This is a genomic window from Galbitalea sp. SE-J8 (assembly GCF_030345695.1).
Classification (GTDB): domain Bacteria; phylum Actinomycetota; class Actinomycetes; order Actinomycetales; family Microbacteriaceae; genus JAUASV01.
On the sequence record NZ_JAUASV010000004.1, the window covers coordinates 188039 to 213372 of the forward strand.

The 25334-nt window shown below is 71.1% G+C and carries 26 protein-coding genes; 12 read left to right on the plus strand and 14 right to left on the minus strand.

Going from position 1 to position 25334, the window contains the following annotated elements; translation table 11 throughout:
• Positions 1-4: 4 nt before the first annotated feature.
• From dnaB to rpsF, 5 genes are all read right to left on the minus strand, one after another.
• Positions 5-1396 carry a replicative DNA helicase gene (gene dnaB, locus QT381_RS04840; protein ID WP_502877441.1) on the minus strand — a complete coding sequence of 464 codons (1392 nt, stop codon included), beginning with the start codon at positions 1394-1396 and terminating at the stop codon, positions 5-7.
• Positions 1397-1870: 474 nt separating this feature from the next.
• Positions 1871-2323, minus strand: coding sequence for a 50S ribosomal protein L9 (gene rplI, locus QT381_RS04845; RefSeq protein WP_289247602.1), 453 nt, complete (start codon positions 2321-2323; stop codon positions 1871-1873).
• An 11-nt stretch (positions 2324-2334) separates the two neighbouring features.
• Positions 2335-2598, minus strand: coding sequence for a 30S ribosomal protein S18 (rpsR, locus tag QT381_RS04850; protein ID WP_289247603.1), 264 nt, complete (start codon positions 2596-2598; stop codon positions 2335-2337).
• Between the two features lie 50 nt (positions 2599-2648).
• Positions 2649-3143: a single-stranded DNA-binding protein gene (locus tag QT381_RS04855; RefSeq protein WP_289247604.1), complete on the minus strand. Its 495-nt coding sequence runs from the start codon at positions 3141-3143 to the stop codon at positions 2649-2651.
• A gap of 2 nt (positions 3144-3145) precedes the next feature.
• Positions 3146-3514, minus strand: coding sequence for a 30S ribosomal protein S6 (gene rpsF / locus QT381_RS04860; protein ID WP_289247636.1), 369 nt, complete (start codon positions 3512-3514; stop codon positions 3146-3148).
• 198 nt (positions 3515-3712) lie between these two features.
• Between rpsF and QT381_RS04865 the strand changes: the two genes are divergently transcribed.
• The gene (locus tag QT381_RS04865; protein ID WP_289247605.1) at positions 3713-4786 is read left to right on the plus strand and encodes an inositol-3-phosphate synthase; all 1074 of its coding nucleotides are present in this window, start codon (positions 3713-3715) and stop codon (positions 4784-4786) included.
• A gap of 704 nt (positions 4787-5490) precedes the next feature.
• Here the strand turns inward: QT381_RS04865 and QT381_RS04870 are convergent.
• Complete coding sequence (locus QT381_RS04870; protein ID WP_289247606.1) at positions 5491-6915, minus strand: CCA tRNA nucleotidyltransferase; 1425 nt, start codon at positions 6913-6915, stop codon at positions 5491-5493.
• A gap of 87 nt (positions 6916-7002) precedes the next feature.
• On the opposite strand from QT381_RS04870, the gene QT381_RS04875 reads away from it, so the two are divergent.
• The 6 genes from QT381_RS04875 (at position 7003) to QT381_RS04900 (ending at position 14320) form a co-directional block, all read left to right on the plus strand.
• A complete protein-coding gene (locus tag QT381_RS04875; RefSeq protein ID WP_289247607.1) occupies positions 7003-8793 on the plus strand; it encodes a DUF6049 family protein in 1791 nt (596 codons plus the stop codon).
• A complete protein-coding gene (murJ, locus tag QT381_RS04880; RefSeq protein ID WP_289247608.1) occupies positions 8790-10412 on the plus strand; it encodes a murein biosynthesis integral membrane protein MurJ in 1623 nt (540 codons plus the stop codon). The genes QT381_RS04875 and murJ overlap by 4 nt, the downstream gene beginning before the upstream one ends.
• A gap of 124 nt (positions 10413-10536) precedes the next feature.
• A complete protein-coding gene (trxB, locus tag QT381_RS04885; protein ID WP_289247609.1) occupies positions 10537-11535 on the plus strand; it encodes a thioredoxin-disulfide reductase in 999 nt (332 codons plus the stop codon).
• 31 nt (positions 11536-11566) lie between these two features.
• Positions 11567-11893: a thioredoxin gene (trxA, locus tag QT381_RS04890; RefSeq protein ID WP_289247610.1), complete on the plus strand. Its 327-nt coding sequence runs from the start codon at positions 11567-11569 to the stop codon at positions 11891-11893.
• 136 nt (positions 11894-12029) lie between these two features.
• Positions 12030-13349: an aminotransferase-like domain-containing protein gene (locus tag QT381_RS04895; RefSeq protein ID WP_289247611.1), complete on the plus strand. Its 1320-nt coding sequence runs from the start codon at positions 12030-12032 to the stop codon at positions 13347-13349.
• Between the two features lie 26 nt (positions 13350-13375).
• Positions 13376-14320, plus strand: coding sequence for a D-alanine--D-alanine ligase family protein (locus tag QT381_RS04900; RefSeq protein WP_289247612.1), 945 nt, complete (start codon positions 13376-13378; stop codon positions 14318-14320).
• A 154-nt stretch (positions 14321-14474) separates the two neighbouring features.
• Here the strand turns inward: QT381_RS04900 and QT381_RS04905 are convergent, their stop codons facing one another.
• From QT381_RS04905 to rpmH, 8 genes are all read right to left on the minus strand, one after another.
• Positions 14475-15422, minus strand: a complete 948-nt coding sequence (locus tag QT381_RS04905; protein ID WP_289247613.1) for a ParB/RepB/Spo0J family partition protein — start codon at positions 15420-15422, stop codon at positions 14475-14477.
• Positions 15422-16300, minus strand: a complete 879-nt coding sequence (locus QT381_RS04910) for a ParA family protein (RefSeq protein WP_289247637.1) — start codon at positions 16298-16300, stop codon at positions 15422-15424. Before QT381_RS04910 ends, QT381_RS04905 begins: the two co-directional genes overlap by 1 nt.
• A gap of 163 nt (positions 16301-16463) precedes the next feature.
• A complete protein-coding gene (gene rsmG / locus QT381_RS04915; protein WP_289247614.1) occupies positions 16464-17111 on the minus strand; it encodes a 16S rRNA (guanine(527)-N(7))-methyltransferase RsmG in 648 nt (215 codons plus the stop codon).
• A gap of 23 nt (positions 17112-17134) precedes the next feature.
• A complete protein-coding gene (locus QT381_RS04920) occupies positions 17135-17647 on the minus strand; it encodes a Jag family protein (RefSeq protein WP_289247615.1) in 513 nt (170 codons plus the stop codon).
• Positions 17644-18609 (minus strand): membrane protein insertase YidC, encoded by a 966-nt coding sequence (gene yidC / locus QT381_RS04925; protein WP_289247616.1) that lies wholly within the window; start codon positions 18607-18609, stop codon positions 17644-17646. Before yidC ends, QT381_RS04920 begins: the two co-directional genes overlap by 4 nt.
• Before the next feature lie 19 nt (positions 18610-18628).
• Positions 18629-18943: a membrane protein insertion efficiency factor YidD gene (yidD, locus tag QT381_RS04930; RefSeq protein WP_289247617.1), complete on the minus strand. Its 315-nt coding sequence runs from the start codon at positions 18941-18943 to the stop codon at positions 18629-18631.
• Positions 18940-19281, minus strand: a complete 342-nt coding sequence (gene rnpA, locus QT381_RS04935) for a ribonuclease P protein component (RefSeq protein ID WP_289247618.1) — start codon at positions 19279-19281, stop codon at positions 18940-18942. Before rnpA ends, yidD begins: the two co-directional genes overlap by 4 nt.
• A 37-nt stretch (positions 19282-19318) precedes the next feature.
• On the minus strand, positions 19319-19456 hold the full coding sequence (gene rpmH / locus QT381_RS04940; RefSeq protein WP_096382907.1) for a 50S ribosomal protein L34: 138 nt from the start codon (positions 19454-19456) through the stop codon (positions 19319-19321).
• 294 nt (positions 19457-19750) lie between these two features.
• On the opposite strand from rpmH, the gene dnaA reads away from it, so the two are divergent.
• From dnaA to QT381_RS04965, 5 genes are all read left to right on the plus strand, one after another.
• Positions 19751-21145 carry a chromosomal replication initiator protein DnaA gene (dnaA, locus tag QT381_RS04945; RefSeq protein WP_289247619.1) on the plus strand — a complete coding sequence of 465 codons (1395 nt, stop codon included), beginning with the start codon at positions 19751-19753 and terminating at the stop codon, positions 21143-21145.
• Between the two features lie 361 nt (positions 21146-21506).
• A complete protein-coding gene (gene dnaN / locus QT381_RS04950) occupies positions 21507-22652 on the plus strand; it encodes a DNA polymerase III subunit beta (protein WP_289247620.1) in 1146 nt (381 codons plus the stop codon).
• 36 nt (positions 22653-22688) lie between these two features.
• On the plus strand, positions 22689-23576 hold the full coding sequence (gnd, locus tag QT381_RS04955) for a phosphogluconate dehydrogenase (NAD(+)-dependent, decarboxylating) (RefSeq protein ID WP_289247621.1): 888 nt from the start codon (positions 22689-22691) through the stop codon (positions 23574-23576).
• Positions 23577-23638: 62 nt separating this feature from the next.
• Positions 23639-24811, plus strand: a complete 1173-nt coding sequence (gene recF / locus QT381_RS04960; RefSeq protein WP_289247622.1) for a DNA replication/repair protein RecF — start codon at positions 23639-23641, stop codon at positions 24809-24811.
• A complete protein-coding gene (locus QT381_RS04965; protein WP_289247623.1) occupies positions 24808-25320 on the plus strand; it encodes a DciA family protein in 513 nt (170 codons plus the stop codon). The genes recF and QT381_RS04965 overlap by 4 nt, the downstream gene beginning before the upstream one ends.
• The last annotated feature ends 14 nt before the right edge of the window (positions 25321-25334 follow it).

A 25334-nucleotide genomic window follows, 5' to 3' on the forward strand; every position in this document is an offset into this window, starting at 1 on the left:
ACAGTCACGCGCCGGGCGGCAGGTCGGCGAATCGCGAGAAGTGGCCGTGGAAGCCGACGGTGATCGTCGCCGTCGGTCCGTTGCGGTGCTTCGCGACGATGAAGTCGGCCTCGCCGGCGCGTGGGTTGTCGGCCTCGTAGGCGCTCTCGCGGTGCAGCAGGATCACCATGTCGGCATCCTGCTCGATCGAGCCGGACTCGCGCAGGTCGGAGAGCGCGGGCTTCTTGTCGGCGCGCTGCTCGGGTCCGCGGTTGAGCTGCGAGATCGCGATGACGGGCACCTCGAGCTCCTTCGCGAGCAGCTTGAGCGCTCGCGAGAACTCGCTGACCTCCTGCTGGCGGCTCTCCACCTTCTTGCCGCTCGTCATGAGCTGCAGGTAGTCGATGATCACCATCTTGAGGCCCACACGCTGCTTGAGGCGACGGCATTTCGCCCGGATCTCGACCAGCGTCATGTTGGGGCTGTCGTCGATATACAGCGGCGCGTCGTTGATGCGCCCGCGGGTCTGCGCGATCGTCGTCCAGTCGTTCTGGTGCACGGTGCCCTTGCGCATGTGCTGCAGGGGAACGGATGCCTCTGCCGACAGCAGGCGCATCGCGATCTCGCTGCGCCCCATCTCGAGGCTGAAGATGATCGTCGGCAGGTCGTGGTGGATGGCGGCGGACCGGGCGATGTCGAGGCCGACCGTCGACTTACCGATCGCGGGGCGCGCCGCGATGATGATCATCTGGCCGGGGTGCAGGCCGTTCGTGAGCGCGTCGAGCTCGGCGAACCCGGTCGGCACTCCGACCATGCCGCCGTCGCGCCCGCGCGCCGCCTCGATCTCGTCGATCGCGCTCGTCACCGCCTCGGTGAGCGGCACGTAGTCCTCGGCCTCGACGCCGCCGGTCACGCCGTAGATCTCCGCCTGCGCGGTGTTCACGAGGTCGACGACCTCGCCCTCGCTCGCGTAGCCCATCTGCACGATCCGAGTGCCCGCCTCGACGAGCCGGCGCAGCACCGCCTTCTCCGCGACGATCGACGCGTAGAACCCCGCGTTCGCGGCGGTCGGCACGAGCGCCGTGAGCGTGTGCAGGTACTCCGCACCGCCCGCCCGCGCGATCGCACCGGTCTTCGTGAGCTCGTCGGTGACCGCGATGACGTCGGTCGGCTCGCCGTGCGAGTAGAGCGTGAGCACGGCGTCGAAGATGATCTCGTGCTTCGGGATGTAGAAGTCCACGGCGCGCACGGCCTCGATGACGTCGGCCACCGCATCCTTGCTCAGCAGCATGCCGCCGATCGTGCTCTGCTCGGCGAGCAGGTCGTGCGGGGGAACCCGGTCGCCGCGCGTGCCGTCGCCGCCGGCGGGGCGATCGCCCCGAGGATCGGAGGCGATGCCGAGGTGCGCGATCGACACGGGCGGGGTCCTTTCGCAGGGTCTGACTACGCGGCCAGTTGTACCGACCGCCGCCGACACGGACGTCGGCGCCGGGGTCGGTGCACCGCCGGTGCGCCGTCGGCGCGCCGCGGTCGGCGGGTGCGTCGAGAGACGCCCGCTCACGCTAGGGGCGCTCCGCCGACGCCGCCAATCGTGCCTGTGGACAGACCTGTGCGAATCCGGCGCGAAACGCCGGGCGGCTGGGGGGGATCGTGTGGACGGGCCTGTGGATTGCCGACGGATGTGGTCGGGCACATCCGCTCTGACCAGGCCTTTAAGAGTTCACACCGTGTGTGGGGAAATCCGTCTGCAGTGCACGTTGAAGGTTGGCCCCCGATTGGGGAGCCCTGTGCACAGAACGGGGGAAAGAACCCGTTATGACACTTGACGCGGGAACGACGAAGGCGGTATCGGGCCGGAGCCCGATACCGCCTTCGCGCGGTGCCGGAACGCCTACTTGGCGGCGTTCACCTGCAGCGAGATGGTCGCCACGACGTCGTCGCGGAGGCGGATCGTCGCCTCGTGCGCGCCGGTCGCCTTGATGGCGGACGGGATCTCGACCTTGCGACGGTCGATCGAGCCGAGGCCCGCTCCCGCCACGGCCTCGGCGACATCCGCCGGCTTCACCGAGCCGAACAGACGGCCGCCCTGGCCGGCCTTGACCGTGAGCGCGACCGTGGTCGCCTCGAGGCGCGCCTTGAGGTCGAGCGCCTCCTCGATCGTGGCGTGCTCGCGCGCGGCGCGGGCGGCCTTGATCGAGTCGATCTGCTTCTCGCCGCCACGGGTCCACGGCGTCGCGAAGCCCTGCGGGATGAGGTAGTTGCGTGCGTACCCGTTCTTGACGTCGACGACGTCACCGGGGGCGCCGAGGCCGGAGACCTCCTGCGTGAGGATGAGCTTGGACATGTCCCTACCCCCTACCGGCCCGCGCCCGCGTAGGGGAGGAGCGCCATCTCGCGCGCGTTCTTGATCGCGCGCGCGATGAGGCGCTGCTCCTGCACGGAGACGCCGGTGATGCGACGGGCGCGGATCTTGCCGCGCTCCGAGATGAACTTGCGAAGCGTCGCGACATCCTTGTAGTCGATGACGCCGACGGTGACCGACTTGGCCGGGGCGGCGTTCTTGCCGTCCTTGCCCTTGCGGATCGGCTTGCGGCGGTCGCCGCTGCTCTTTCCTGCCATGGTGTTTTCCTTCTAGTACGTGTCTGTCGCCGCCTGAGCCCGTCGAAGGCTCAGAACGGCGTGTCGTCCGAGTAGCTGCCGGGGGTGTTCCAGACGTCGCCGGCGGGCGCGGATGCGGCCCACGGCTCCTCCGAGACCTGAGCCTGGGGGCGTCCGCCGCCACCGGCACCGCTGCTGCCGCCCGCGGCGCGGGTGACCTGCGCGGTCGCGTAGCGCAGCGACGGGCCGATCTCGTCGACCTCGAGCTCGATCGAGGTGCGGCGGTTGCCGTCGCGGTCGTCGTACGAGCGCTGCTTGAGGCGGCCCGACGCGATGACGCGCGAGCCCTTCGTGAGCGACCCGGCGACGTGCTCGGCGAACTCGCGCCAGCACGACGCGCGGAGGAACAGCGCTTCGCCGTCCTTCCACTCGTTGCTCGCGCGATCGAACGTGCGGGGCGTCGACGCGATCGTGAAGTTCGCGACGGCCAGGCCGTTCTGCGTGTAGCGCAGCTCCGGGTCGGCGGTGAGGTTGCCGACCACCGTGATGATGGTCTCGCCGGCCACGACTACTCCGCGACCGCCGCAGCGGCGGCAGCGGGCGCGGCGGCGGGCTTGCGCGCGGCCTTCGCGTCGGCGGCCCTCTTGGCGGCGGCGACCTGGGCGATGGCCTCCTCGGCGCGGAGCACCTTGGTGCGCACGACGGCCTCGGAGAGCTTCAGCTGGCGGTCGAGCTCGACCGTCGCGTCGCTCGTCGCGGTGAAGTCGACGACGGCGTAGATGCCCTCGCTCTTCTTGTTGATCTCGTAGGCGAGACGGCGGCGACCCCACACGTCCACGCTCTCGATCGTGCCGCCGTCGTTGCGGATGACGTTGAGGAACTTGTCGAGACTCGGAGCCACGGTGCGCTCATCGATCTCGGGGTCGAGGATGACCATGAGTTCGTACTGGTGCGTCACGGTGTTGGATGTCACAAACCCACCTCCTTCGGACTAGAACGGTCGCAGACGGTCTGCGACAGGAGGGTGTTGACGTGTCGCCGCGTCGGCCGGAACGACCGGGCGCGGGCAACCTGCCTAGTGTAGTCAGGGCGACCGCCCCCACACAACGACCAGCCCATCCGAGGAGTTCCGCCCGTGCCCCTGCGTCTCGCGATCGTCGGTGTCGGCAAGTGCGCGAACGCGCTCGTACAGGGGCTCGCGCACTACGCGGACGTCGCCGACGACGGCGTGGTGCCGGGACTCATGCATCCCGTGCTCGACGGGTACCGCATCCGTGACCTCGAGGTCGTCGCGGCGTTCGACGTCGACGCGACCAAGGTGGGAGCGGATGTCGCCGACGCGATCTGGGCGGGCCGCAACGACACCTTCCGGTTCGCGTCGGTCGCCCCGACCGGCGTCGTCGTGCAGCGCGGGCCGACGCTCGACGGGCTCGGCGAGCAGTATCGCGCCGCGATCGAGGAGTCGGCGGCGGAACCGGTGGACGTGGCATCCGTGCTGCGCGCCACGCGAGCCGACGTCGTCGTGCTGTACCTGCCGGTCGGGTCGGATGCCGCGGCCAAGCACTACGCGCGCGCCGCGATCGAGGCCGGGGTCGCGGTCGTCAACGCTCTGCCGGTGTTCCTCGCGAGCGACCCGGAGTGGGCGACCCGGTTCGCGGACGCCGGGGTGCCGATCGTCGGCGACGACATCAAGAGCCAGTTCGGCGCGACCGTGACGCATCGCGTGCTCGCGCGGCTGTTCGAGGAGCGCGGGCTCGTGCTCGACCGCACCTACCAGCTCAACGTCGGCGGCAACATGGACTTCGAGAACATGCTCGAGCGCTCCCGGCTCGCGTCGAAGAAGGTCAGCAAGACCCGCGCGGTGACGAGCAACCTCGACGCGGAGCTGCCGGCGCGCGACGTGCACATCGGGCCGAGCGACCACGTGCCGTGGCTCGGCGACCGCAAGGTCGCGTTCGTGCGCCTCGAGGGGCACGGATTCGGCGGGGCGCCGACGAGCCTCGAGTACCGGCTCGAGGTGTGGGACTCCCCCAACTCCGCCGGGGTGGCGATCGACGCGATCCGCCTCGCGGCGCTCGCGCGCGACCGCGGCCTCGGCGGCCCGGTGGAGGCCGCGAGCGCCTACCTCATGAAGAGCCCCGCGGTGCAGCACCCGGAACCCGAGGCCCGCGCGCTGCTCGAGGCGTTCATCCGGTCCGCCGCTGGTTGAGGAGCGCCCGAGCGTGGTTGCCTTTCCGCTGGCTGAGGAGCGCCCGAGCGCAGTTGCCCTTCCGCTGGTCGAGGAGCGCCCGAGCGCAGCGAGGACGCGTCTCGAGACCACCCACCCGCCCGAACGATCCGCGGTGGTCTCGAGCGCCGACATCACGGAAATGCAGGAGCGCAGCGCGACGCACGCGCGCCCAGCCCCCGAATCACGCGAACGTCTCTGCGGTGACGCTCGGGTGCTCCTGCATTTCCGTGATCGAGGGGAGGGTTTCCACGGTCGGGCCGCGCCGGGCGGCACGCCCGAAGGAGCAGCGGCGGCGCCGGCTCGCTTCGCTCGCGGCTCCTCGACCAGCGGGGTGCGACACAGCTGCCGCTCCGCTGGTTGAGGAGCGCCCGAGCGCAGCGAGGACGCGTCTCGAGACCACCCGCCCGCCCGAACGATCCGTGCTGGTCTCGAGCGCCGACATCACGGAAATGCAGGAGCGCAGCGCGGCGCACGCGCGCCCGGCCCCCGAATCACGCCAACGACTCTCCGGTGACGCTCGGATGCTCCTGCATTTCCGTGATCGAGGGAGGGGTTTCCGCGGTGGGGCCGCGCTGGGCGGCGCGCCCGGAGGAGCAGCGGCGGGGCGGCGGGGCGGCGCCGCGAGCGCCGCGAGCAGCGGCGGCGCCGCGAGCGGCGGGCCGCAGCGCTCCTCGACCCGCGCGCTACTGCGTCGCGGCCCACGCCCGGAGGCGGCGCTCCGCCTCCTCGGCGCCGAGCGGGCCCTCGTCGAGGCGCAGCTCGAGCAGGAACCGGTACGCCCGGCCCACGACCGGCCCCGGGGGCACGCCGAGGATCGCCATGATCTGCTCGCCGTCGAGGTCCGGCCGGAGCGCTGCGATCCCCTCGGCCTCCTCGAGCGCCGCGATCCGCTCCTCGAGGTCGTCGTACGCGAACGAGAGCCGGTCGGCCTTGCGGACGTTGCGCGTGGTCACGTCCGCGCGCGTGAGCATGTGCAGCCGTTCGAGCAGGGCCCCCGCGTCGCGCGCGTAGCGCCGCACGGCCGAGTCGGTCCAGGCCGCCTCGCTGTACCCGAAGAACCGCAGGTGCAGCTCGATGAGGCGTGCGACATCCGCGATGGTCTGCTTGTCGAAGCGCAGCGCCGCGAGGCGCTTCTTGGCGAGCTTCGAGCCGACGACGTCGTGGTGGTGGAACGAGACGGTCGCGCCCGGCCCGATCCGTCGCGTCGCGGGCTTGCCGATGTCGTGCAGCAGCGCGGCGAGGCGCAGCGTGATGTCGGGCGGCTCCCCGGGGTGCCGCGACCGCTCGAGCTCGATCGCCTGCCGCACGACCGTGAGGCTGTGCTCGTAGACGTCCTTGTGGTGCGCGTGCTCGTCGACCTCGAGCCGCAGCGCGGGCACCTCCGGCAGCACGCGCTCCGCGAGTCCGGTGTCGACGAGCAGACGGATGCCGGGCACCGGGTCGTCCGCGGACAGCAGCTTGACGAGCTCGTCGCGCACGCGCTCGGCGGAGACGATCGCGATGTCGTCCGCGCGCGCGACCATGGCATCCGTCGTCTCGGCGTCGACGTCGAAGCCGAGCTGCGCGGCGAACCGGGCCGCGCGCATCATGCGCAGCGGGTCGTCGCCGAACGAGACGTCGGGGGAGGAGGGCGTCGTGATGCGCCCGGCCAGGAGGTCGTCGAGCCCGTTCGACGGGTCGACGAGCTGCCGCTCGGGCAGGCGCAGCGCCATGGCGTTGATGGTGAAGTCGCGGCGGGCCAGGTCGCCCTCGAGCGAGTCGCCGAACGCGACCACGGGCTTGCGGGTCACGCCGTCGTAGGCGTCGCTGCGGTAGGTGGTGATCTCGACGCTCTCGTCGTCGACGCGCGCCGCGATCGTGCCGAACTCGCGGCCGACGTCCCACTGCGCCGAGCTGATCGGCCGCACGATCGCGAGCGTCTCGTCGGGCGACGCGCTCGTCGCGAAGTCGAGGTCGGTCAGCGGCCGGTCGAGGAACGCGTCGCGCACCGGGCCGCCGACGAGCGCGAGCTCGTGCCCGGCATCCGCGAACGCCGCGGCGAGCCGCGCGACGGCGGGGGAGGCGGCCAGGGAGCCCAGTCGCTCGATGCCCGCAGCGACGTTCACCACGTTCGGAAGGATAGCCGCCAGGTGGCCCCGATCGTCGGACTCTAGACTGGCGGCCATGCTGGACGGTCGGTTGTCGGAGACCCGGGCGTGAGGCGTCCGGCCCGTGCGGCCGCGCTCATCCTGCTCGCCGCCTCGGCGACGGTGGGCTCGCTGACGAGCGCCACCGCCGCGACCGCGAGCGCCACCGCCGCGACCGCGACCGCGGGCGCCACCGCCGAGACGGATGCGCCTGCCGCCGACCTGCCCGAGGCGTCGCCCGTGAGCGTGTCGCTCATCGTGCCGCTGACCGTGCCGATCTCGGAGGGCGCCTCGGTGCCCGCCGACACGCTCGAGACCCAGACCGCGCCGGGCGGCGACCTCGACGCCGTGCTGTGGGCCACGATCGACACCGCCGTGACCTACGCGATCGATCCGATGCTGATCGCGTCGATCCGCGGGCTCGGCGCGGACGCCCCCGCCTCGGCCACGGCGTGGCTCGACCGGCTCGCCGCGGCGACGAACCCCACGTTCCCGCTCGCGTGGGCCGACAGCGACCTGACCGCCCCCCTGCAGGCCGGTCGGGATCGCGTGCTCACCACCTCGTCGCTGCGCTTCCTGGTCGACCCGTCGGGGTTCGCCGCGGCATCCGACGACGACGACGACGCCACGCCCGCTCCGGACGGCGCGCTGCAGCCCGTGCCGACCGACGACGAGCTCGTCGCGTGGGACTACACGCTGCCGACCGCGGCCTGGCCGCGCGACGACACCGTCACGGCGGCCGACCTCGCGATCCTCGCGCACCGCCGGTCGTCGCCGACGATCGTGACGTCGACGAACGTGCAGCGCATCGACGAGCTCGCGGCCGCGACGACGGTCTCGAAGGCGGACGTGCTCGTCACCGACGACGCGGGCTCGGAGCTGCTGCAGGCCGCGCTCGGGGCGGCCGACGACGAGGTCTGGCAACAGGCGATCGACGCGCTCACCGCATCCGTCGGCGCTCGCTCGCTCGCCGCACCCGCGACGTCGCAGCGCTCGATCGTGCTCGCGCTCGACCGCACCTCGCCCGTGCCGACGATGCGCCTGGCCGCGACGATCGACGCGCTCGGCAGCGCCCAGGCGGTGCGGCTCGTCGGGCTCGACACGGTGGCGGCGCTCGGCCCGGCCGCCGCGCGCCTCGTCGACGAGCCGCAGAGCGGCGCGCGCGTCAAGCGCGTCGCGGAGCTGCTCGACGCCGAGCGCAGGGACGTGCGCGCCGCATCCGTCGCCGACGACCCCGCCGCGCTCGCCGGACTGCGCCGGGCCCGGCTGCTCGTGACGCTCTCGCCCGGCGCCGAGGACCCGCCGGGCGGCTGGCAGGGCTCGGCCCTGGCGTTCCTCGCCGAGTCGGAGGCGCTGCGCACGGGGGTGTCGATCGCCCCGACGAGTCCGTTCTCGCTGCTCGCCGATCACGCGGCGATCCCCGTGACCGTGCAGAACGATCTCGACGTGCCGGTCACGGTCTACGTCACGATCGACCCGATGCTGCCGCTCATCGACGTCGAGGACGCGGCCGTTCCGCTGCGCATCGAGCCGCGCTCGCAGGCGCGAGCGGACGTGCCGGTGCGCTCGATCGCGAACGGCAACGTCGAGCTCGCGATCTCGCTGCGCACGGCGGGCGACGCCCCGGTCGGCACGACGCTGTACGTGCGCACGAGCGTGCAGGCGGGCTGGGAGGGCCCGGTCACGGTCGTCTTCGCCGCCCTCGTCGTCGCCGTCTTCGCCCTCGGCATCGCGCGCGGCATCGTGCGCCGGCGCCGTGGCGTGCGCGCGGACAGCGCCGCGGCCGCGGACGACGTGGCGCCGCCCGAGAACGCGCCGCCCGAGAACACGCCCGAGAACGCGCCGCCGGAGAACGGATGAGCGGCGGGCTCGGCCGCGCGAGCGCCCTGTTCGCCTCGGGCACGATCGTGTCCCGGCTGCTCGGCTTCGTGAGCCTCGTGCTGCTCTCGCAGACGCTCGGCACGCGCGGCGAGCCGACGGACCTGTTCGGCATCGCGAACCAGCTGCCGAACAACGTCTACGCGATCGTCGCGGGGGGCCTGTTCAGCGCGGTGTTCGTGCCGGCGATCGTGCGCGCCGGCGTGCACAGCGACGGCGGTCAGGCGTTCGTGAACCGGCTCGTGACGCTCGGCCTCGTCGTGTTCACGGCGCTCGGCGTCGCCGCCACGCTCGCGGCCCCCGCGCTCGTGCGCGTCTACGCGTCCCCGACGCTGCTGGCGCGCCCCGGAGCGGATGACCTGCTCACCGCCTTCGCATGCTGGTGCCTTCCGCAGGTGCTCTTCTACGCGCTCTACAGCCTGTTCGGCGAGGTGCTCAACGCCCGCGGGGTGTTCGGGCCGTTCACGTGGGTGCCGGCGCTCAACAACGTCGTCGCGATCGCGGGGCTCGTCGTGTTCCGGGTCGCCTTCGACCTCGACGCGGCGCGCGCATCGGCCGAGGCCTGGACGCCGGCCATGGTCGCGGTGCTCGCCGGCAGCGCCACCCTCGGCGTCGCCGTGCAGGCGTTCGGCCTGCTGTTCTTCTGGCGCCGCACCGGCCTCGGCTTCCGCCCGGACTTCCACTGGCGCGGCGCCGGACTCGGTGCGGCGGGCCGCGCCGCGATCTGGACGTTCGGCATGGTGCTCATCACCCAGCTCGCGGGCGTCGTGCAGACGCAGGTGAGCTCGTCGGCGTCGGGCGACGACGCATCCGTGCGCGTGCTCGGCAACACCTGGCTCGTGTTCATGCTGCCGCACTCGATCGCCGCGGTCTCGATCGGCACGGCGTACTTCACCCGGATGGCGACCCACTCGCGCGACGGACGGCTCGGCGCGCTGCGCGACGACATCGGGTCGTCGCTCAACGCCATCGGCCTCGTGCTGGTGTTCTCGGCGATCGGGCTCATCGTGCTGTCCTTCCCGTTCAGCGCCGTGTTCGCGAGCCACGGCTGGGCGGACGTCACGGCCATGGCGCCCGTGCTCATCGCCTTCCTCGTCGGCCTCGTCCCGTTCAGCGTGCTGTTCGCGGTGCGCCGCATCTTCTACGCGCTCGACGACACGCGCACGCCGTTCTGGCTCACCGTGGCGCAGGCCGTCGTGTTCGTGCTGCTCGTGCTGCTCGTGCCCGTCGTGCTGCCGACGGATGCGGTCGCCCTCGGCATCGCGATCGTCACGACCGTGGCCGGCACCCTGCAGACCGGGCTCGGACTCGTGCTGCTGCGGCGCAAGCTCGGCCACCTGCGCGGCCGCGTGATCCTGCGTCGGCACGTGCAGTTCGCGGTGGCGGCGCTCCCCGCGGCGATCGTCGGCCTGCTCGCCGTCTGGGCGCTCGGCGGCCTGCACGCGGGCGGCTTCGGCGTGTCGAGCCCGCTCGGCGGGATCACCACCGTGGTCGTCGGCGGCGGCCTCATGGCCCTCGTCTACGCGGCGGTGCTGCGGGTGATGCACAACCCGCAGCTCGACGCGATCATCGGCCCGGTGCTGCGTCGCATCCGTCGCTGACGGCCGGCTCGTCGACGTGTCGTCCGCGCCCGTGGGTGCGGAATATCCCGCACCTAGGATGTGTTCCACCGCGTAGAACGACGCTCGCCGGCCGGCGGGCGTCCCGCCTTCTCAGGAGCAGCTCGTGCGTCAGACCATCATCATCGGCTCGGGTCCCGCCGGCTACACCGCGGCGATCTACGCCGCCCGTGCGAACCTCGCGCCGCTCGTGATCGCGAGCTCGGTCGAGTTCGGCGGCGAGCTCATGAAGACCACCGAGGTGGAGAACTTCCCCGGCTTCCCCGACGGCATCATGGGGCCCGACCTGATGATGAAGATGCAGGCGCAGGCGGAGCGTTTCGGCGCCGAGATCGTCTACGACGACGTCGTGAAGCTCGAGCTCACGGGCGACGTGAAGCGCGTGCACCTCGGCAACGGCGGCGTTGAAGAGGCCCTCACGGTCATCTACGCGACCGGCTCGGCCTACCGCAAGCTCGGGCTCGACGATGAAACCCGCCTGAGCGGTTACGGCGTCTCGTGGTGCGCGACGTGCGACGGCGCGTTCTTCCGCGACAAGGAGATCGCGGTCGTCGGCGGCGGCGACTCGGCGATGGAGGAGGCGACCTTCCTCACCCGGTTCGCCGAGAAGGTGCACGTCGTGCACCGCAAGGACGCGCTGCGCGCCTCGGCCGCGATGCAGGAGCGGGCGTTCGCCGACCCGAAGATCCAGTTCCACTGGAACAAGGAGGTGTCGGGCATCCACGGCGACGACCTCGTCGACGGCGTGCGCCTGACGGACACCGTCGACGGATCCGTCGCGGATCTGGACCTGTCCGGCCTGTTCATCGCGATCGGCGCCGACCCGCGCACCCACCTCGTGCACGGTCAGCTCGAGCTCACCGCCGAGGGCACCATCCGCGTCGACGGGCGCAGCTCGCGCACCAACCTGCCCGGCGTATTCGCCGCGGGCGACGTGATCGACCCCGACTACAAGCAGGCCGCGACCGCGGCGGGCTCGGGGGTCGTCGCCGCGCTCGACGCCGAGCACTACCTGGCCGCACTGCCCACGGACCTCGTGGCCGCCGCCCTGCAGCCGAGCACCGGCATCCCGAGCACCGAGACCAACACCCCCGTCGGCGCCTGATCGCACCGACCCCGAACGAGAGACGAGAGATATGAGCAGCGCACACGACGTCACCGACGCCACCTTCCAGAGCGAGGTGCTCGGCAGCGAGGACACGATCATGGTCGACTTCTGGGCCGAGTGGTGCGGCCCGTGTCGCGCGGTCTCGCCGATCCTCGACCAGATCGCGACCGAGCACTCCGACAAGATCAAGATCGTCAAGCTCAACGTCGACGACAACCCCGAGACCGCGATGAAGTACCGGATCACGTCGATCCCGGCGATGAAGGTCTTCAAGGGCGGCGAGGTCGTCAAGACCGTCATCGGCGCGAAGCCGAAGCCGGCGCTCGAGCACGACCTCGCGGAGTTCCTCGCGTAGTCGACGCGGCCAATAGCCCGATCGCGGCCCCTTCTCCCTGTCGGAGCGGGGGCCGCATCCGTTAACCACCTAGGGTGGAGCCCTGGCGCGCCGTGCGCCCGAGGGCGCGTCGTGCGCGCGAGAGAACAGGACGGACATGAACCGACAGGACCTGTCGGGGGGCAACAACCTCGACCCGTGGTACGACAGCTACGCCGCGCGCACCGCCGGCCTGGCCGCCTCCGAGGTCCGAGCCCTGTTCGCCGTCGCGTCGCGGCCCGAGGTGGTCTCGCTCGCCGGCGGCATGCCGTTCGTCTCCGCCCTGCCGAAGGAGCGTCTCGACGACACCCTCGCCCGCGTGATGCGCGACCGCGGCCCGGTGGCGCTGCAGTACGGCTCCGGCCAGGGCGACCCGGTGCTGCGCGAGCAGATCCTCGAGGTGATGGCGCTCGAGGGCATCCACGGCAGCGCCGACGACGTCGTCGTCACCACGGGCTCGCAGCACGCGCTCGAGCTCATCACGAAGCTCTTCGTCGACCCGGGCGACGTCGTGCTCGCCGAGGGGCCGAGCTACGTCACGGCGATGGTCGTGTTCCGGTCGTTCCAGGCCGACATCCGGCACGCCGCGATGGACGAGCACGGGCTGATCCCGGATGCGCTGCGCGCGAAGATCGCGGAGCTGAAGACCGCGGGCAAGCGGATCAAGTTCCTCTACACGATCCCGACGTTCTCCAACCCCGCCGGTGTGACGCTGAGCTGGGAGCGGCGCGTCGAGATCCTCGAAATATGCCGGTCAGAAGGCATTCTCGTGCTCGAGGACAACCCCTACGGCCTGCTCTACTTCGACGCCCCGCCGCCGAACGCGATGCGCTCGCTCGACGACGAGGGCGTCGTCTACCTCGGCACGTTCTCGAAGACCCTCGCGCCGGGCTTCCGGGTCGGCTGGGCGCTTGCGCCGCACGCCATCCGCGAGAAGCTCATCCTCGCCAACGAGGCCGCGATCCTCTCGCCGTCGTCGTTCAACCAGCTCGTGATCAGCGACTACCTCGCGACCACCGACTGGCGCGGCCAGATCGACACGTTCCGCGGCGTGTACCGCGAGCGGCGCGACGCGATGCTGCAGGCGCTCGACGACTACCTGCCCGACCTCGAGTGGACCGTGCCGAACGGCGGCTTCTACGTGTGGCTCTCGCTGCCGCGCGACCTCGACTCGAAGGCGATGCTGCCGCGCGCCGTCACCGAGCTCGTCGCGTACACGCCCGGCACCGCGTTCTACGCCGACGGGCAGGGTGCCGACCGCATCCGCCTGTCGTTCTGCTACCCGACGCCCGAGTTCATCCGCGAGGGCATCCGCCGGCTCGCGAAGGTCGTGAACGGCGAGCGGGATCTGGTCGACACGTTCGCCGGCACCGGCTCGCTCGAGCTGCCGCGACTCGATCAGGATGCGGTGTTCATCCCACCGACAAACCTTGCCTGACCAGCATTTCTGTGGAGGATCGCGCCATGCCCGATCGCACGATCGTCGTGCTCGCCGGCGGCCTGTCGCACGAGCGGGACATCTCGCTGCGCTCGGGCCGGCGGGTCGCCGACAGCCTGCACCAGCCCGGAACGCGCGTCATCGTGCGCGACCCCGACGCGACGCTGCTCGACTACCTGCGCGCCGAGCGGCCGGACGTCGTGTGGCCCGTGCTGCACGGTGCGAGTGGCGAGGACGGCACCCTCAAGGAGCTCCTCGAGGCGCTCGGCATCCCGTTCGTCGGGTCCCGCGCGGATGCCACCCGCCTCGCCTGGGACAAGCCGACGGCGAAGACGCTCGTCGCGCGCGCCGGGGTGCCGACCCCGGCGTCCTTCACCCTCACCCGTGACTCGTTCCGCGAGCTCGGCGCGGCCGCGGTGCTCGACGTGACGGCGCACGAGCTGCCGGTGCCCGTCGTGGTCAAGCCGGCGCGCGGCGGCTCCGCGCAGGGCGTGCGCATCGTCGACGACCCCGACGATCTGCCGCGCGCCATGGTCGGCGCGTACACCTACTGGGAGGCGGCGCTCGTCGAGCAGAAGATCGTCGGCACGGAGATCGCGGTGAGCGTCATCGACACGGGCGACGGGCCGGTGGCGCTGCCCGCCGTCGAGATCGTCCCGCGCTCGGGCGTGTACAGCTTCGAGGCGCGCTACACCGCGGGGGAGACGCGGTACTACGCACCCGCCCGGATCCCGGATGCCGCGGCCGACCGCGCCGCGCAGGTCGCGGTCGCCGCGCACACGGCCCTCGGCATGCGGCACATCTCCCGCATCGACCTCATCGTCGACGGCGCGGGCACCCCGTGGTTCCTCGAGGCGGCGACCATGCCGGGTCTCACGGAGACGTCGCTCTTCCCGCTCGCCCTCGAGGCCGCGGGGCACGACGTCGGCTGGGTCTACTCGGCGTTGGCCGACGCCGCGCTCACCGCCTAGCCCGTCCGCGCCCCCGGTCGTCCCCGGTCGTCTGGCCCGGTGTGAGGACGTTCTGCGCGTGTGAGGACTGTCCGGGGCGTCCTCACACGCGCAAAACATCCTCACACCGGGCCAGGCGGAGGCGGAGGCGGAGGGGGGCGCGGGGGGCGCGGGGCTAGCGGAAGCCCGGGTCGCCGAGCTCGGCGAGGATGCGGTTGAGGTCGCCGATGGTCGCGAACTCGATCGTGATGGTGCCCTTGGCCGCGCCGAGCTGCACCCGCACGCGCGTGTCGAGGCGGTCGCCGAGGCGCTCGGCGATCTCGTCGAGGTGACCCTGACGCTTTCCGGCGCTCGGCTTGGGCGCGCGCTTCGGCTTGTTCGAGAGCCGCGCCGCGATCTCCTCAGCGGCGCGCACGGAGAGGTCCTGGTTGACGATCCGGTCGGCGAGCTGCTCCATGGTCACGACATCCGCCGTGGACAGGATGGCCCGCGCGTGTCCCGCGCTCAGCACCCCGGCGGCGACGCGCGACTGCACGGCGGCGGGCAGGCGCAGCAAGCGCAGCGTGTTCGTGATCTGGGGGCGCGACCGCCCGATCCGCTCGCCGAGCTGCTCCTGGGTGATGCCGAAGTCGGCGATGAGCTGCTGGTACGCGGATGCCTCCTCCAGCGGGTTGAGCTGCGCGCGGTGGATGTTCTCCAGCAGGGCGTCGCGCAGCATGGCATCGTCCGCCGTCTCGCGCACGACCGCCGGGATCGTCTGCAGGCCGGCGGCCTTCGCGGCGCGGAGGCGCCGCTCGCCCATGATGAGCTCGTACTGCGGACCACCCGGCGCCGCGCCCTTGAGCGGACGCACCACGATGGGCTGCAGCACGCCGAACTCGCGCACCGACACGACGAGCTCGGCGAGCTCCTCCTCGCGGAACTCGGTGCGGGGCTGCTGCGGGTTGGGGATCACCTCGGCGGGGCTCACGCTCACCAGCCGGGCGCCGGGCACGGCCACGAGCTCGTCGTCGGTGGGCGTCTCGCCGCCGAAGAACACGTCCGTCGCCTTCTCCTGCGTGTCCCCCGTGGGGATCAGGGCGCCGATTCCCCGGCCGAGTCCGGTGCGCTTGGGTGCGGCCATCAGGCGGGTGCCCCTCTCCGTGCGATCTCCCCGGCGGCCTCGAGGTACGAGATCGATCCGGCCGACGAGCCATCGTAGGCGATGACGGTCTGCTGGTAGCTCGGCGCCTCCGATATGCGCACCGAACGCGGGATGAGGGTCGCGAGCGTCTCGGCCGGGAAGTGCTCGCGCACCTCGTCGGCGACCTGGTTCGCGAGGTTGGTGCGCGAGTCGTACATCGTGAGCAGGATCGTCGACACGCGCAGATCGGGGTTGAGGTGCTTCTCGATGAGACCGATGTTGCCGAGCAGCTGGCTCAGCCCCTCGAGCGCGTAGTACTCGCACTGGATCGGGATGAGCACCTCGCGCGCGGCGACGAACGCGTTGATCGTCAGCAGCCCGAGCGAGGGCGGGCAGTCGATGAAGACGTAGTGGATGTCGTGGTCGAGCTGCGCGAGGTACGCGTCGAGGGCGGTGCGCAGTCGCTGTTCGCGCGCGACGAGCGACACGAGCTCGATCTCCGCGCCCGCGAGGTGGATCGTGGCCGGCACGCACCACAGGGTGTCGCTGTCCGGGCTGCGCTGCACGACCTCGGCGATCTCGGCGTCGCCGACGATGACGTCGTACACGCTCGTCGTCTCGGCACGGTGCTCGACACCGAGCGCGGTCGAGGCGTTGCCCTGCGGATCGAGGTCGATGACGAGCACGTTCGCGCCGCGGCGGGCGAGCGCGGCCGCGAGATTCACGGTCGTCGTGGTCTTGCCGACCCCGCCCTTCTGGTTCGCGACCGTGATCACACGCGTGCGCTCGGGCAGCGGCAGCTGCTGGCCCTCGACGGCGGCGCGGCGGCGGGTGATCTCGGCCAGCTCGCGCGCGAGCGGCGTGTCGTCGTCCGACACGGTGTTCTCGGCGACGGTGTTCGGGGCGGGTGCGGCGACGCTCTCCGGCGCAGGGCCGGACAGCGCGGCGTCGTCGGAATCCACGACGTCTCCTTCGGATGTTTCACGTGAAACGTTGGGGGCGGATGCCGCGGGGCGCGGCGGGGGGAGGGCCCGGTAACGGTCAGTTCACTGTAGCCCGGAACACGCGGGTGACCTCGGGACCCAGGTCGGCACCGAGCGTCAGCACCTCGACGTCGGCGAGTCGCGCGCGGCGGATCTCCTTCTCGGCCGCCGCCACCTCGTCGTGCACGCGCTCGCCCTTGAGGAAGAGCAGCGTGCCGCCCGGGCGCACCAGCCCGCGAGTGATCGGGATGAGCGTCTTCAGCGCGGAGACCGCACGGGCCGTGACGACATCCGCGGGCTCGTCGAGCCGCACCTCCTGCGCACGGCCGCGCAGCACGGTCACGTTGTCGAGGCCGAGCCGATCGCGTTCCGCCGCGAGCCACTCGGTGCGCCGCTCCATCGGCTCGATGAGCGTGAGGCGGGTGTCCGGGCGGGCGATCGCGAGCACGAGGCCCGGCAGGCCCGCGCCACTGCCGACGTCCGCGACGTGCGCTCCGTCGGGCAGCAGCGGAGCGAGCAGCGCGCTGTTGACGACGTGGCGCGTCCACAGCCGGGGCAGCTCCTGCGGGCCGATCAGCCCGAGGAGCTCGCCGAACTCGCGCAGGTGCGCGACGTACGCTCGCGCCACGGGGGTGCGGTCGCCGAAGACGACGGATGCCGCGGGCGGCTCGGCCTCGAGCGCGCCGGCCGTCGACGGGTCGGTCATCGGGAGCGATGTTTCACGTGAAACTAGGCCCGCGTGATGACGGTGTGCCGATCGCGGCCCTCGCCCTCGGACTCCGAGGCGAAGCCGCGCTCGGAGACGATGTCGTGCACGACCTTGCGCTCGTAGGACGACATCGCGGGCAGCGCGGCCGAGGCGGCGCCGTCGTCGAGGCGTGCGATGGCGGCATCCACGAGCGAGGCGAGCTCCGCCGCGCGGGCGTCGCGCGATCCGCCGACGTCGAGGATGAGCCGCGAGAACTCGCCCGTGCGGGTCTGCACGGCGATGCGCGTGAGCTCCTGCAGGGCGCCCACCGTGTCCGGCTTCGCGAGCAGGCGCAGGCCGTCGGCCGATGCGCCGTCCGCGGGAGCGGTCACCGACAGGTAGACCCGTCCGCCGCGGGTGTCGATCTCGATGTCGCCGTCGAGGTCGACGATGTCGAGCAGTTCCTCGATGTAGTCGGCCGCGACGTCGCCCTCGTCGGGCACGGCCGCATCCGTCACGCTCTCGACGGTGCTCGCTGCTGGGGTGTCGGTCATCGCTTGTTCCCGCTCTTCTTCGCTCGGTTCTTCGAGATGGGCTGCTGGCGCTGGGTGGTCTTCGGCTGGACGATCGCCGGCGTCTCGGTCTCGACCACGGTGATGCCGCGGCGCTGATTGCGACGCGCGAGTCGGGCCTCACGCGCGAGCGCCGCCTCACTGCCGGGCGTCGGCATGTTCCGGATAACGAGGAACTGCTGCGCCATCGTCCAGATGTTCGAGGTCAGCCAGTAGAACATCGTGCCGATCGGGAACGCGAAGCCCGAGAACGCGAACACCAGCGGGAGGATGTAGAGCAGGATGCGCTGCTGGCGGTACATCGGGCTGGCCTTCATCTCGGCCGACTGGTTCTTCGACATGATCTGCAGCTGCGTGATGAACTGCGACGCCGTCATGATGACGACCATCACGGCGGCGATCACGACGACGAGCGCGTTGCCCGCGTCGAGCGCGGTCTGGATGCTCAGGCTCAGGGGGGCGGCGCCGCCGAACAGTGCCGACTTGCCGAACTGGTCGGAGAGCTGCTGCGTGAGCAGGCCGACGCCCGCCTTGTCGCCGCGGGCCTCCTGCAGCACCGAGAACAGCGAGAAGAAGATCGGCATCTGGATGAGCAGCGGCAGGCACGAGGCGAGCGGGTTCGTGCCCGTCTTCTTGTAGAGGTCCATGGTCTCGCGCGACATCGCCTCGCGCGAGAACTGGTCCTTCTTGCCCTTGTACTTGTCCTGGATCTTCTTGAGCTGCGGCGCGACCTCGAGCATCCGGCGCTGGCTCTTGATCTGGCGCACGAAGATCGGGATGAGCGCGGCGCGCACGATGAGCACGAGGCCGACGATCGAGAGCACCCAGGTGAGGCCGGCGCCGGGGTCGAGTCCGATGGCCGTGAGCAGCCAGTGGAAGCCGACGAGAATGGCCTCGATGACCCATTTCACGGGCCAGAGGACGGTGCCGAGGATGTCAGGCATGGCGGTGGCGGGTCCCTTCCTAGGACTCGGTGGCGGTGACGGCCGGCAGCACGAAGCCGAACCGGGTCACGCGGTAGCGATGGTGGTGTGCGGGCGGCACGTCGTCGACGCCCCCGGCGGCCCACGGATGACAGCGCGCGATGCGCCAGCCGCCGAGGGCCACCCCCTTCACGACACCGTGGGTCTGGATGGCCTGCAGCGCGTAGTGCGAGCAGGACGGGTAGTAGCGGCAGACGTCGCCGTACAGCGGGGAGATGACGGCCCGGTAGACGCGCAGCACCGCGACGCACAGGTTGCGGGGGGCGAGCACGAGGAGGAGTGCGACACGCGTCATCGCTGGGCTGTCCCCTCGGTCCTCGCACGGTCGAGCGCGCGATCCACGCCCGCGCGGAGCGTATCCCACGGCACCTCGACGATGCCCGGGAGGGCGCGCACCACGACGTCCGCGCCACGGGGCCGGTCCGGGAGCGCCGCACGGCCGATGGCGCGAAGGCGCCGGGTCACGAGGTGGCGCTCGACGGATCCGCCGACCGCCTTCGACACGATGAAACCGAATCGCGTGGGGGAGGCGGCATCCGTCTCGCGCACGTAGACGACGGCGACGGGCGTCGCAAAACGACGACCGGACCGCACGACGGTGCGGAAGTCCGCACCGCGCGCGATCCGGTTCACGCGGGAAAGCACTGGCGACGCACCCGGAGGGTGCGCGTCAGGCGGAGAGCTCGCTGCGTCCCTTGCGGCGGCGGGCCGCGAGGATCGCGCGGCCGGCGCGGGTGCGCATGCGGAGGCGGAAGCCGTGCACCTTGGCGCGACGGCGGTTGTTCGGCTGGAAAGTACGCTTGCTCATGAGTGCTCCATGCCCTGCCGCGGGCAGGGAAGATCAGCGGATGCCCGTTGGACACGGACGGAAGTCAACCGGTTAAAAATAGGGCCCGAACGCGCTCCGGTCAAACGGATCAGGCCGATCGACCAGTATCGCGCGCATCCACACCCTGTTGATAGCGACGCGCCGACGCGCATAGGGTGAACTCCGTCCCACGCCCGGAGCCCGCGTCGCCACTCGGATCCGAGGTTATCCCGGCGGTGGATAACGTTGTGGAAAACACGGCCGCGCCCGAGGGCCGTGTGATGAGGAGGATCCGTGGCCGAGGCCGACCCGACGCCCGCCGTGTGGCGAGCCGTGCTCGCCCGCATCGCCGACGACGAGCGCGTGACGCCCCAGCTCATCGGCTTCGTGAACCTCATCGAGCCGCGCGGGGTGATGGCCGGCACGCTCTACCTCGAGGTGCCGAACGAGCTCACCCGCGGGATGATCGAGCAGCGCGTGCGCAACCCGATCATGGACGCGATCCGCTCCGCCGGCGACCCGGACGTGCAGAACTTCGCGGTCATCGTGAACCCGTCGATCCAGCAGGACGTGCTCACCCAGCGCGACGAGGAGCAGCCCTACATCGAGCCGTCCGTCGTCTCGGCGCCGACGCCCGTGCGCAGCGGCGACTCCCGGTTGAGCGCCAAGTACAACTTCGACAACTTCGTCATCGGCAGCTCCAACCGGTTCGCCCACGCCGCCGCGGTCGCCGTGGCCGAGGCGCCGGCCAAGGCGTACAACCCGCTGTTCATCTACGGCGACTCCGGGCTCGGCAAGACCCACCTGCTGCACGCCATCGGCCACTACGCCGAGAGCCTTTACCCCGGCATCCGCGTGCGCTACGTGAGCTCGGAGGAGTTCACGAACGACTTCATCAACTCGATCGCGAACAACCGCGCGTCGGCGTTCAACTCCCGCTACCGCGAGATCGACATCCTGCTCATCGACGACATCCAGTTCCTGCAGGGCAAGGACTCCACGCAGGAGGCGTTCTTCCACACCTTCAACACGCTGCACGATCACAACAAGCAGGTCGTCATCACGAGCGACCTGGCGCCGAAGCAGCTCACCGGCTTCGAGGACCGGATGCGGTCCCGGTTCGAGTGGGGACTGATCACCGACGTGCAGGCCCCCGACCTCGAGACCCGCATCGCGATCCTGCGCAAGAAGGCCCAGAACGACCGGCTGCAGATCGACAACGAGATCCTCGAGTACATGGCCTCGAAGGTGTCGAGCAACATCCGCGAGCTCGAGGGCACCCTCATCCGCGTCACGGCGTTCGCGAACCTCAACCGCACGCCCGTCGACATGCAGCTCGTGCAGACCGTGCTCAAGGACCTGATCACCCTCGACGAGGACAACGTCATCGCGCCGGTCGACATCATCAATCACACCGCGGACTACTTCAAGCTCACGGTCGACGACCTGTACGGCTCGAGCCGGAGCCAGGCGGTCGCCACCGCGCGCCAGATCGCGATGTACCTGTGCCGCGAGATGACGAACCTGTCACTGCCGAAGATCGGCCAGCTGTTCGGCAACCGCGACCACACCACCGTGATGTACGCGAACAAGAAGATCACCGAGCTCATGAAGGAGCGCCGGTCGATCTACAACCAGGTCACCGAGCTCACCGCGCGCATCAAGCAGAACCACCGGTTCAGCAACTGACGAGCAGCTCGCGCGGCTTCTGCACAATCTGTGGACAACGGTGTGGAGAACCCGGGGAGACACGCCGCCCGGGGTGTGAGCGATCGACCGCCGGCCTGTGGGCGGGACGGTCGACGCCGCGGCCGCCGTCCCGAGCCGAGCCGTCTCGATGCACACGCCGCCCACATCTCACACGCGTGTAGTTCCCGCCCGTCGACTGTCCTCCACCGGGTTATCCCCAGTTCCCACAGGCGTTAACACTCCTAGAGATCTCTTCTCATCCAGGGGGCGATCCGGCAACCTCCCCGAAGCCGGCGGTTCGGCGCTGTGCCAGTATTAACCGGCCAACCCAGAGCCCACCTCCCACGCGACAGGGGTACCCGTGAGATTCCAGGTCAATCGCGACGTGTTCAGTGAAGCTGTCTCGTTCGCGGTGAAGCTCCTGCCGCAGCGCACCACGCTGCCGATCCTCTCGGGCGTGCTCATCGAGACCACGGATGCCGGACTCACGCTCTCGTCGTTCGACTACGAGGTGTCGTCGCAGACCGTCATCGCCGCGGAGGTCGACGAGCCGGGGCGCGTGCTCGTGTCGGGCCGGCTGCTCAACGACATCGCGAGCCGGCTGCCGAGCGCGCCCGTCATCATCTCGACCGACGAGGGACGGGTCGCCGTCTCCTGCGGCTCGGCGCACTTCACGCTGCTGAGCATGCCCGTCGAGGAGTACCCGACCCTGCCGACGATCGGCGACCCGTCGGGCTCGCTCGCCGCGGAGGACTTCTCCGAGGCGGTCGCGCAGGTGGCCGTCGCGGCATCCCGCGACGACGTCACCCCGGTCATCACGGGCGTGCAGCTCGAGATCGCCGACGGCTCGATCTCGTTCATCGCGACCGACCGGTACCGGGTCGCCGTCCGGCAGATCGCCTGGGCCGCAGCCGACACGGGAGCGGATGCCGCGACCGCGCTCATCCCGGCCCGCACGCTCGTCGAGGTCGGCAAGACCTTCGGGCACTCGGGCGACGTCGCCGTCTCGATCACCTCGACCGACGATCGCGAGCTCATCGCGTTCAGCGCCGGCAACAAGACGGTGACGTCGCTGCTCATCAAGGGCAACTTCCCGCCGGTCAAGCGGCTGTTCCCCGAGTCGGTCGACAACTACGCCGTCGTCGGCACGGCCGAGCTCGTCGAATCGGTGCGCCGCGTCGCGCTCGTGCTCGAGCGCGAGGCCGCGCTGCGCTTCTCCTTCTCCACCGACGGACTCACCCTCGAGGCCATCGGCTCCGAGCAGGCCCAGGCTTCCGAGAGCATCGACGCTTTCCTCACCGGTGCGGACACGGTCGTCTCGCTCAAGCCGGCGTTCCTCCTCGACGGCCTGGGTGCTGTGCACTCCGAGTTCGTGCGGATCTCGTTCACCGCGACCGAGAACCCGAACAAGCCCGGGCCCGTGCTCATCACGAGCCAGTCGTCGAAGGATCAGCCGGGGGCGGACAACTACAGGTATCTCCTGCAGCCCAACCTCCTCCTGCGCTGACATCCACCACTGTCATAGGCAAAGGGACAACTCAACATGCACATCGGACTCATCGGCCTCGGCAAGATGGGCAACAACATGCGCGGCCGCCTGCGCGAGCACGGCATCGAGGTCACGGGCTACGACCCGAACCCCGCGGTCACGGATGTCCCCGACCTCGCGGCTCTTGCGGCCGCGGTGCCGGGCCCCCGCATCATCTGGGTCATGGTGCCCTCCGGGAGGATCACCGACGGGGTGATCAACGACCTCGCCGGCGTGCTGAGCGAGGGCGACCTCGTGATCGAGGGCGGCAACTCGCGTTTCACCGAGGACTTCACCCACCAGGCCGTGCTCGCGGAGAAGGGCATCAAGTACGTCGACGCCGGCGTCTCCGGCGGCGTCTGGGGCCTCACGAACGGCTACGGCTTGATGGTCGGCGGTGACGACTCCGACATCGAGCGCGCGCTGCCCGTGTTCGACGCGCTGCGCCCGGACGGCCCCCGCGAGGAGGGCTTCGTGCACGTCGGTCCGGTCGGATCGGGCCACTACGCGAAGATGGTGCACAACGGCATCGAGTACGCGCTCATGCAGGCCTACGCCGAGGGCTACGAGCTGCTGCTCAAGCGCGACGACCTCATCAAGGACCTGCCGGGCACGTTCGCCGCCTGGCAGCGCGGCACGGTCGTGCGCTCCTGGCTGCTCGACCTCATGGTCAAGGCCCTCAAGGAGGACCCGCAGTTCGACGACATCGAGGGTTACGTGGAGGACTCGGGCGAGGGTCGCTGGACCGTCGAGGAGGCGATCAACAACGCCGTGCCCGTGCCGACGATCGCCGCGTCGATCTTCGCGCGCTTCGTCTCGCGCCAGGAGGACTCGCCGTCGATGAAGGCCGTCGCCGCGCTGCGCAAGCAGTTCGGCGGCCACGCGGTGCGCCCGAAGGACTGATCCCGGCACCGCCGTCGCAGGATGGTGATGCCCAGGCAGGTCGAGTCGAGCGGGAGGTGCGGATGTACGTCACCCACCTCTCGCTCGCCGACTTCCGCAACTACGCGACGCTCGAGGTCGAGCTGGTCCCCGGCGCGAACGTGTTCGTCGGCAGCAACGGCCAGGGCAAGACGAACCTCGTCGAGGCGCTCGGCTACCTGAGCACCCTGGGGTCGCACCGGGTCTCGAGCGATCAGGCCCTCATCCGTCAGGGCACGGATGCCGCGGTCGTGCGTGCCCGGATCGCCCACGACGAGCGCGCGATCCTCGCCGAGGTGCAGATCAACCGCAGCGGCGCCAATCGCGCGCAGGTGAACCGCGCCGCGATCAGGCCACGCGAGCTGCCGCGCTACGTCGCGACGGTGCTGTTCGCCCCCGAGGACCTCGCGCTCGTGCGCGGTGAGCCCTCCGGTCGACGACGATTCCTCGACGAACTGCTCGTCGCCCGCACGCCGCGGCTCGCCGGCGTGCTCGGCGACTACGACCGGGCGCTCCGGCAGCGCAACACCCTGCTCAAGTCCGCGCGCGCGACGCGGGTGAGCGAGGCGCAGCTGAGCACGCTCGACGTGTGGGACGAGCGGCTCGTCGCCTTCGGCGCCGAGATCGTCGCGGCGCGCGGCGCGCTCGTGGACGAGCTGCGCCCGGAGGTCAGCGCCGCGTACGCGACCATCGCCGGCGCCGAGCACGACGCGTCCCTCGCGAGCTACCTGAGCATCCGCGCGTCCCGAACGCCCGACGACGACGAGCCCTCGGCCGACGGCACCGTCGCGGCGTCGCTGAGCGCACCGGATGCCGCGGCCGAGTTCGCGGCGTCGCTCGCCCGATCGCGCCGCGCGGAGCTCGAGCGCGGCCTCACCCTGACCGGACCGCACCGCGACGACCTCGTGCTCACCCTCAACGGGCTGCCGGCGCGCGGCTACGCGAGCCACGGCGAGTCGTGGTCGTTCGCGCTCGCCCTCAAGCTTGCGGCCGCGCGGCTGCTGCGCCGCGAGTCGTCGCTAGGCGACCCGGTGCTCGTGCTCGACGACGTGTTCGCCGAGCTCGACGCATCGAGGCGGGCGCGTCTCGCGGCCGCAGTGCACGACTTCGAGCAGGTGCTCATCACCGCGGCGGTGCTCGACGACGTGCCGGAGGAGCTCGCCGGGCGCGTGATCCGCATCCGTGCCGGCGCGCTCGAGAGCGGAGTGGGCGCGTGACGGCCGGTGGAGGAGAGGAGCCGGAGCTCGCCCCGGCCGACGAGGCGCAGGCGGTCTACCTGCGGTTCCGCGAGGTGTTCGGCGGCCGGCGCCGCGGCCGCGGCCGGCGCCGAGCGCCCGAGCCCGAGGGCGCCAACGTGCCGTTCGCCCTCGGTCGCGACCCGCGCGGCCTCGGCGACGTGCTCGACGCGCTCACCACCTCGCTCGGCTGGGACTCGCCGCTCGCCGAGTCCGACCTGCTGCTCGCCTGGCCGCGGATCGTCGGCGCGGAGACGGCCGCCCACTCGACCCCGGTCTCGATCGAGGACGGCCGCCTGCTCGTGCGCTGCGACTCGACGGCGTGGGCGACGCAGCTGCGCCTGATGCGGTCGAGCATCGTGACGCGCATCGTCGAGGAGCACCCGGATGCGGGCGTGCAGTCCGTGCGTTTCGACGGACCGGACGCCCCATCCTGGAAACGCGGCCTCAGATCGGTCCAGGGGCGCGGTCCGCGCGATACCTACGGCTGAGACGATTCGTTTGG

What these genes read in the sequence shown, in the direction of transcription:
- rplI (WP_289247602.1), bottom strand. Translation starts at nt 2,323, where the DNA reads ATGTCCAAGCTCATCCTCACGCAGGAGGTCTCCGGCCTCGGCGCCCCC.
- rpsR (WP_289247603.1), bottom strand. Translation starts at nt 2,598, where the DNA reads ATGGCAGGAAAGAGCAGCGGCGACCGCCGCAAGCCGATCCGCAAGGGC.
- rpsF (WP_289247636.1), bottom strand. Translation starts at nt 3,514, where the DNA reads ATGGTCATCCTCGACCCCGAGATCGATGAGCGCACCGTGGCTCCGAGT.
- murJ (WP_289247608.1), top strand. Translation starts at nt 8,790, where the DNA reads ATGAGCGGCGGGCTCGGCCGCGCGAGCGCCCTGTTCGCCTCGGGCACG.
- trxA (WP_289247610.1), top strand. Translation starts at nt 11,567, where the DNA reads ATGAGCAGCGCACACGACGTCACCGACGCCACCTTCCAGAGCGAGGTG.
- QT381_RS04895 (WP_289247611.1), top strand. Translation starts at nt 12,030, where the DNA reads ATGAACCGACAGGACCTGTCGGGGGGCAACAACCTCGACCCGTGGTAC.
- QT381_RS04900 (WP_289247612.1), top strand. Translation starts at nt 13,376, where the DNA reads ATGCCCGATCGCACGATCGTCGTGCTCGCCGGCGGCCTGTCGCACGAG.
- QT381_RS04905 (WP_289247613.1), bottom strand. Translation starts at nt 15,422, where the DNA reads ATGGCCGCACCCAAGCGCACCGGACTCGGCCGGGGAATCGGCGCCCTG.
- rsmG (WP_289247614.1), bottom strand. Translation starts at nt 17,111, where the DNA reads ATGACCGACCCGTCGACGGCCGGCGCGCTCGAGGCCGAGCCGCCCGCG.
- QT381_RS04920 (WP_289247615.1), bottom strand. Translation starts at nt 17,647, where the DNA reads ATGACCGACACCCCAGCAGCGAGCACCGTCGAGAGCGTGACGGATGCG.
- yidC (WP_289247616.1), bottom strand. Translation starts at nt 18,609, where the DNA reads ATGCCTGACATCCTCGGCACCGTCCTCTGGCCCGTGAAATGGGTCATC.
- yidD (WP_289247617.1), bottom strand. Translation starts at nt 18,943, where the DNA reads ATGACGCGTGTCGCACTCCTCCTCGTGCTCGCCCCCCGCAACCTGTGC.
- rpmH (WP_096382907.1), bottom strand. Translation starts at nt 19,456, where the DNA reads ATGAGCAAGCGTACTTTCCAGCCGAACAACCGCCGTCGCGCCAAGGTG.
- gnd (WP_289247621.1), top strand. Translation starts at nt 22,689, where the DNA reads ATGCACATCGGACTCATCGGCCTCGGCAAGATGGGCAACAACATGCGC.
- recF (WP_289247622.1), top strand. Translation starts at nt 23,639, where the DNA reads ATGTACGTCACCCACCTCTCGCTCGCCGACTTCCGCAACTACGCGACG.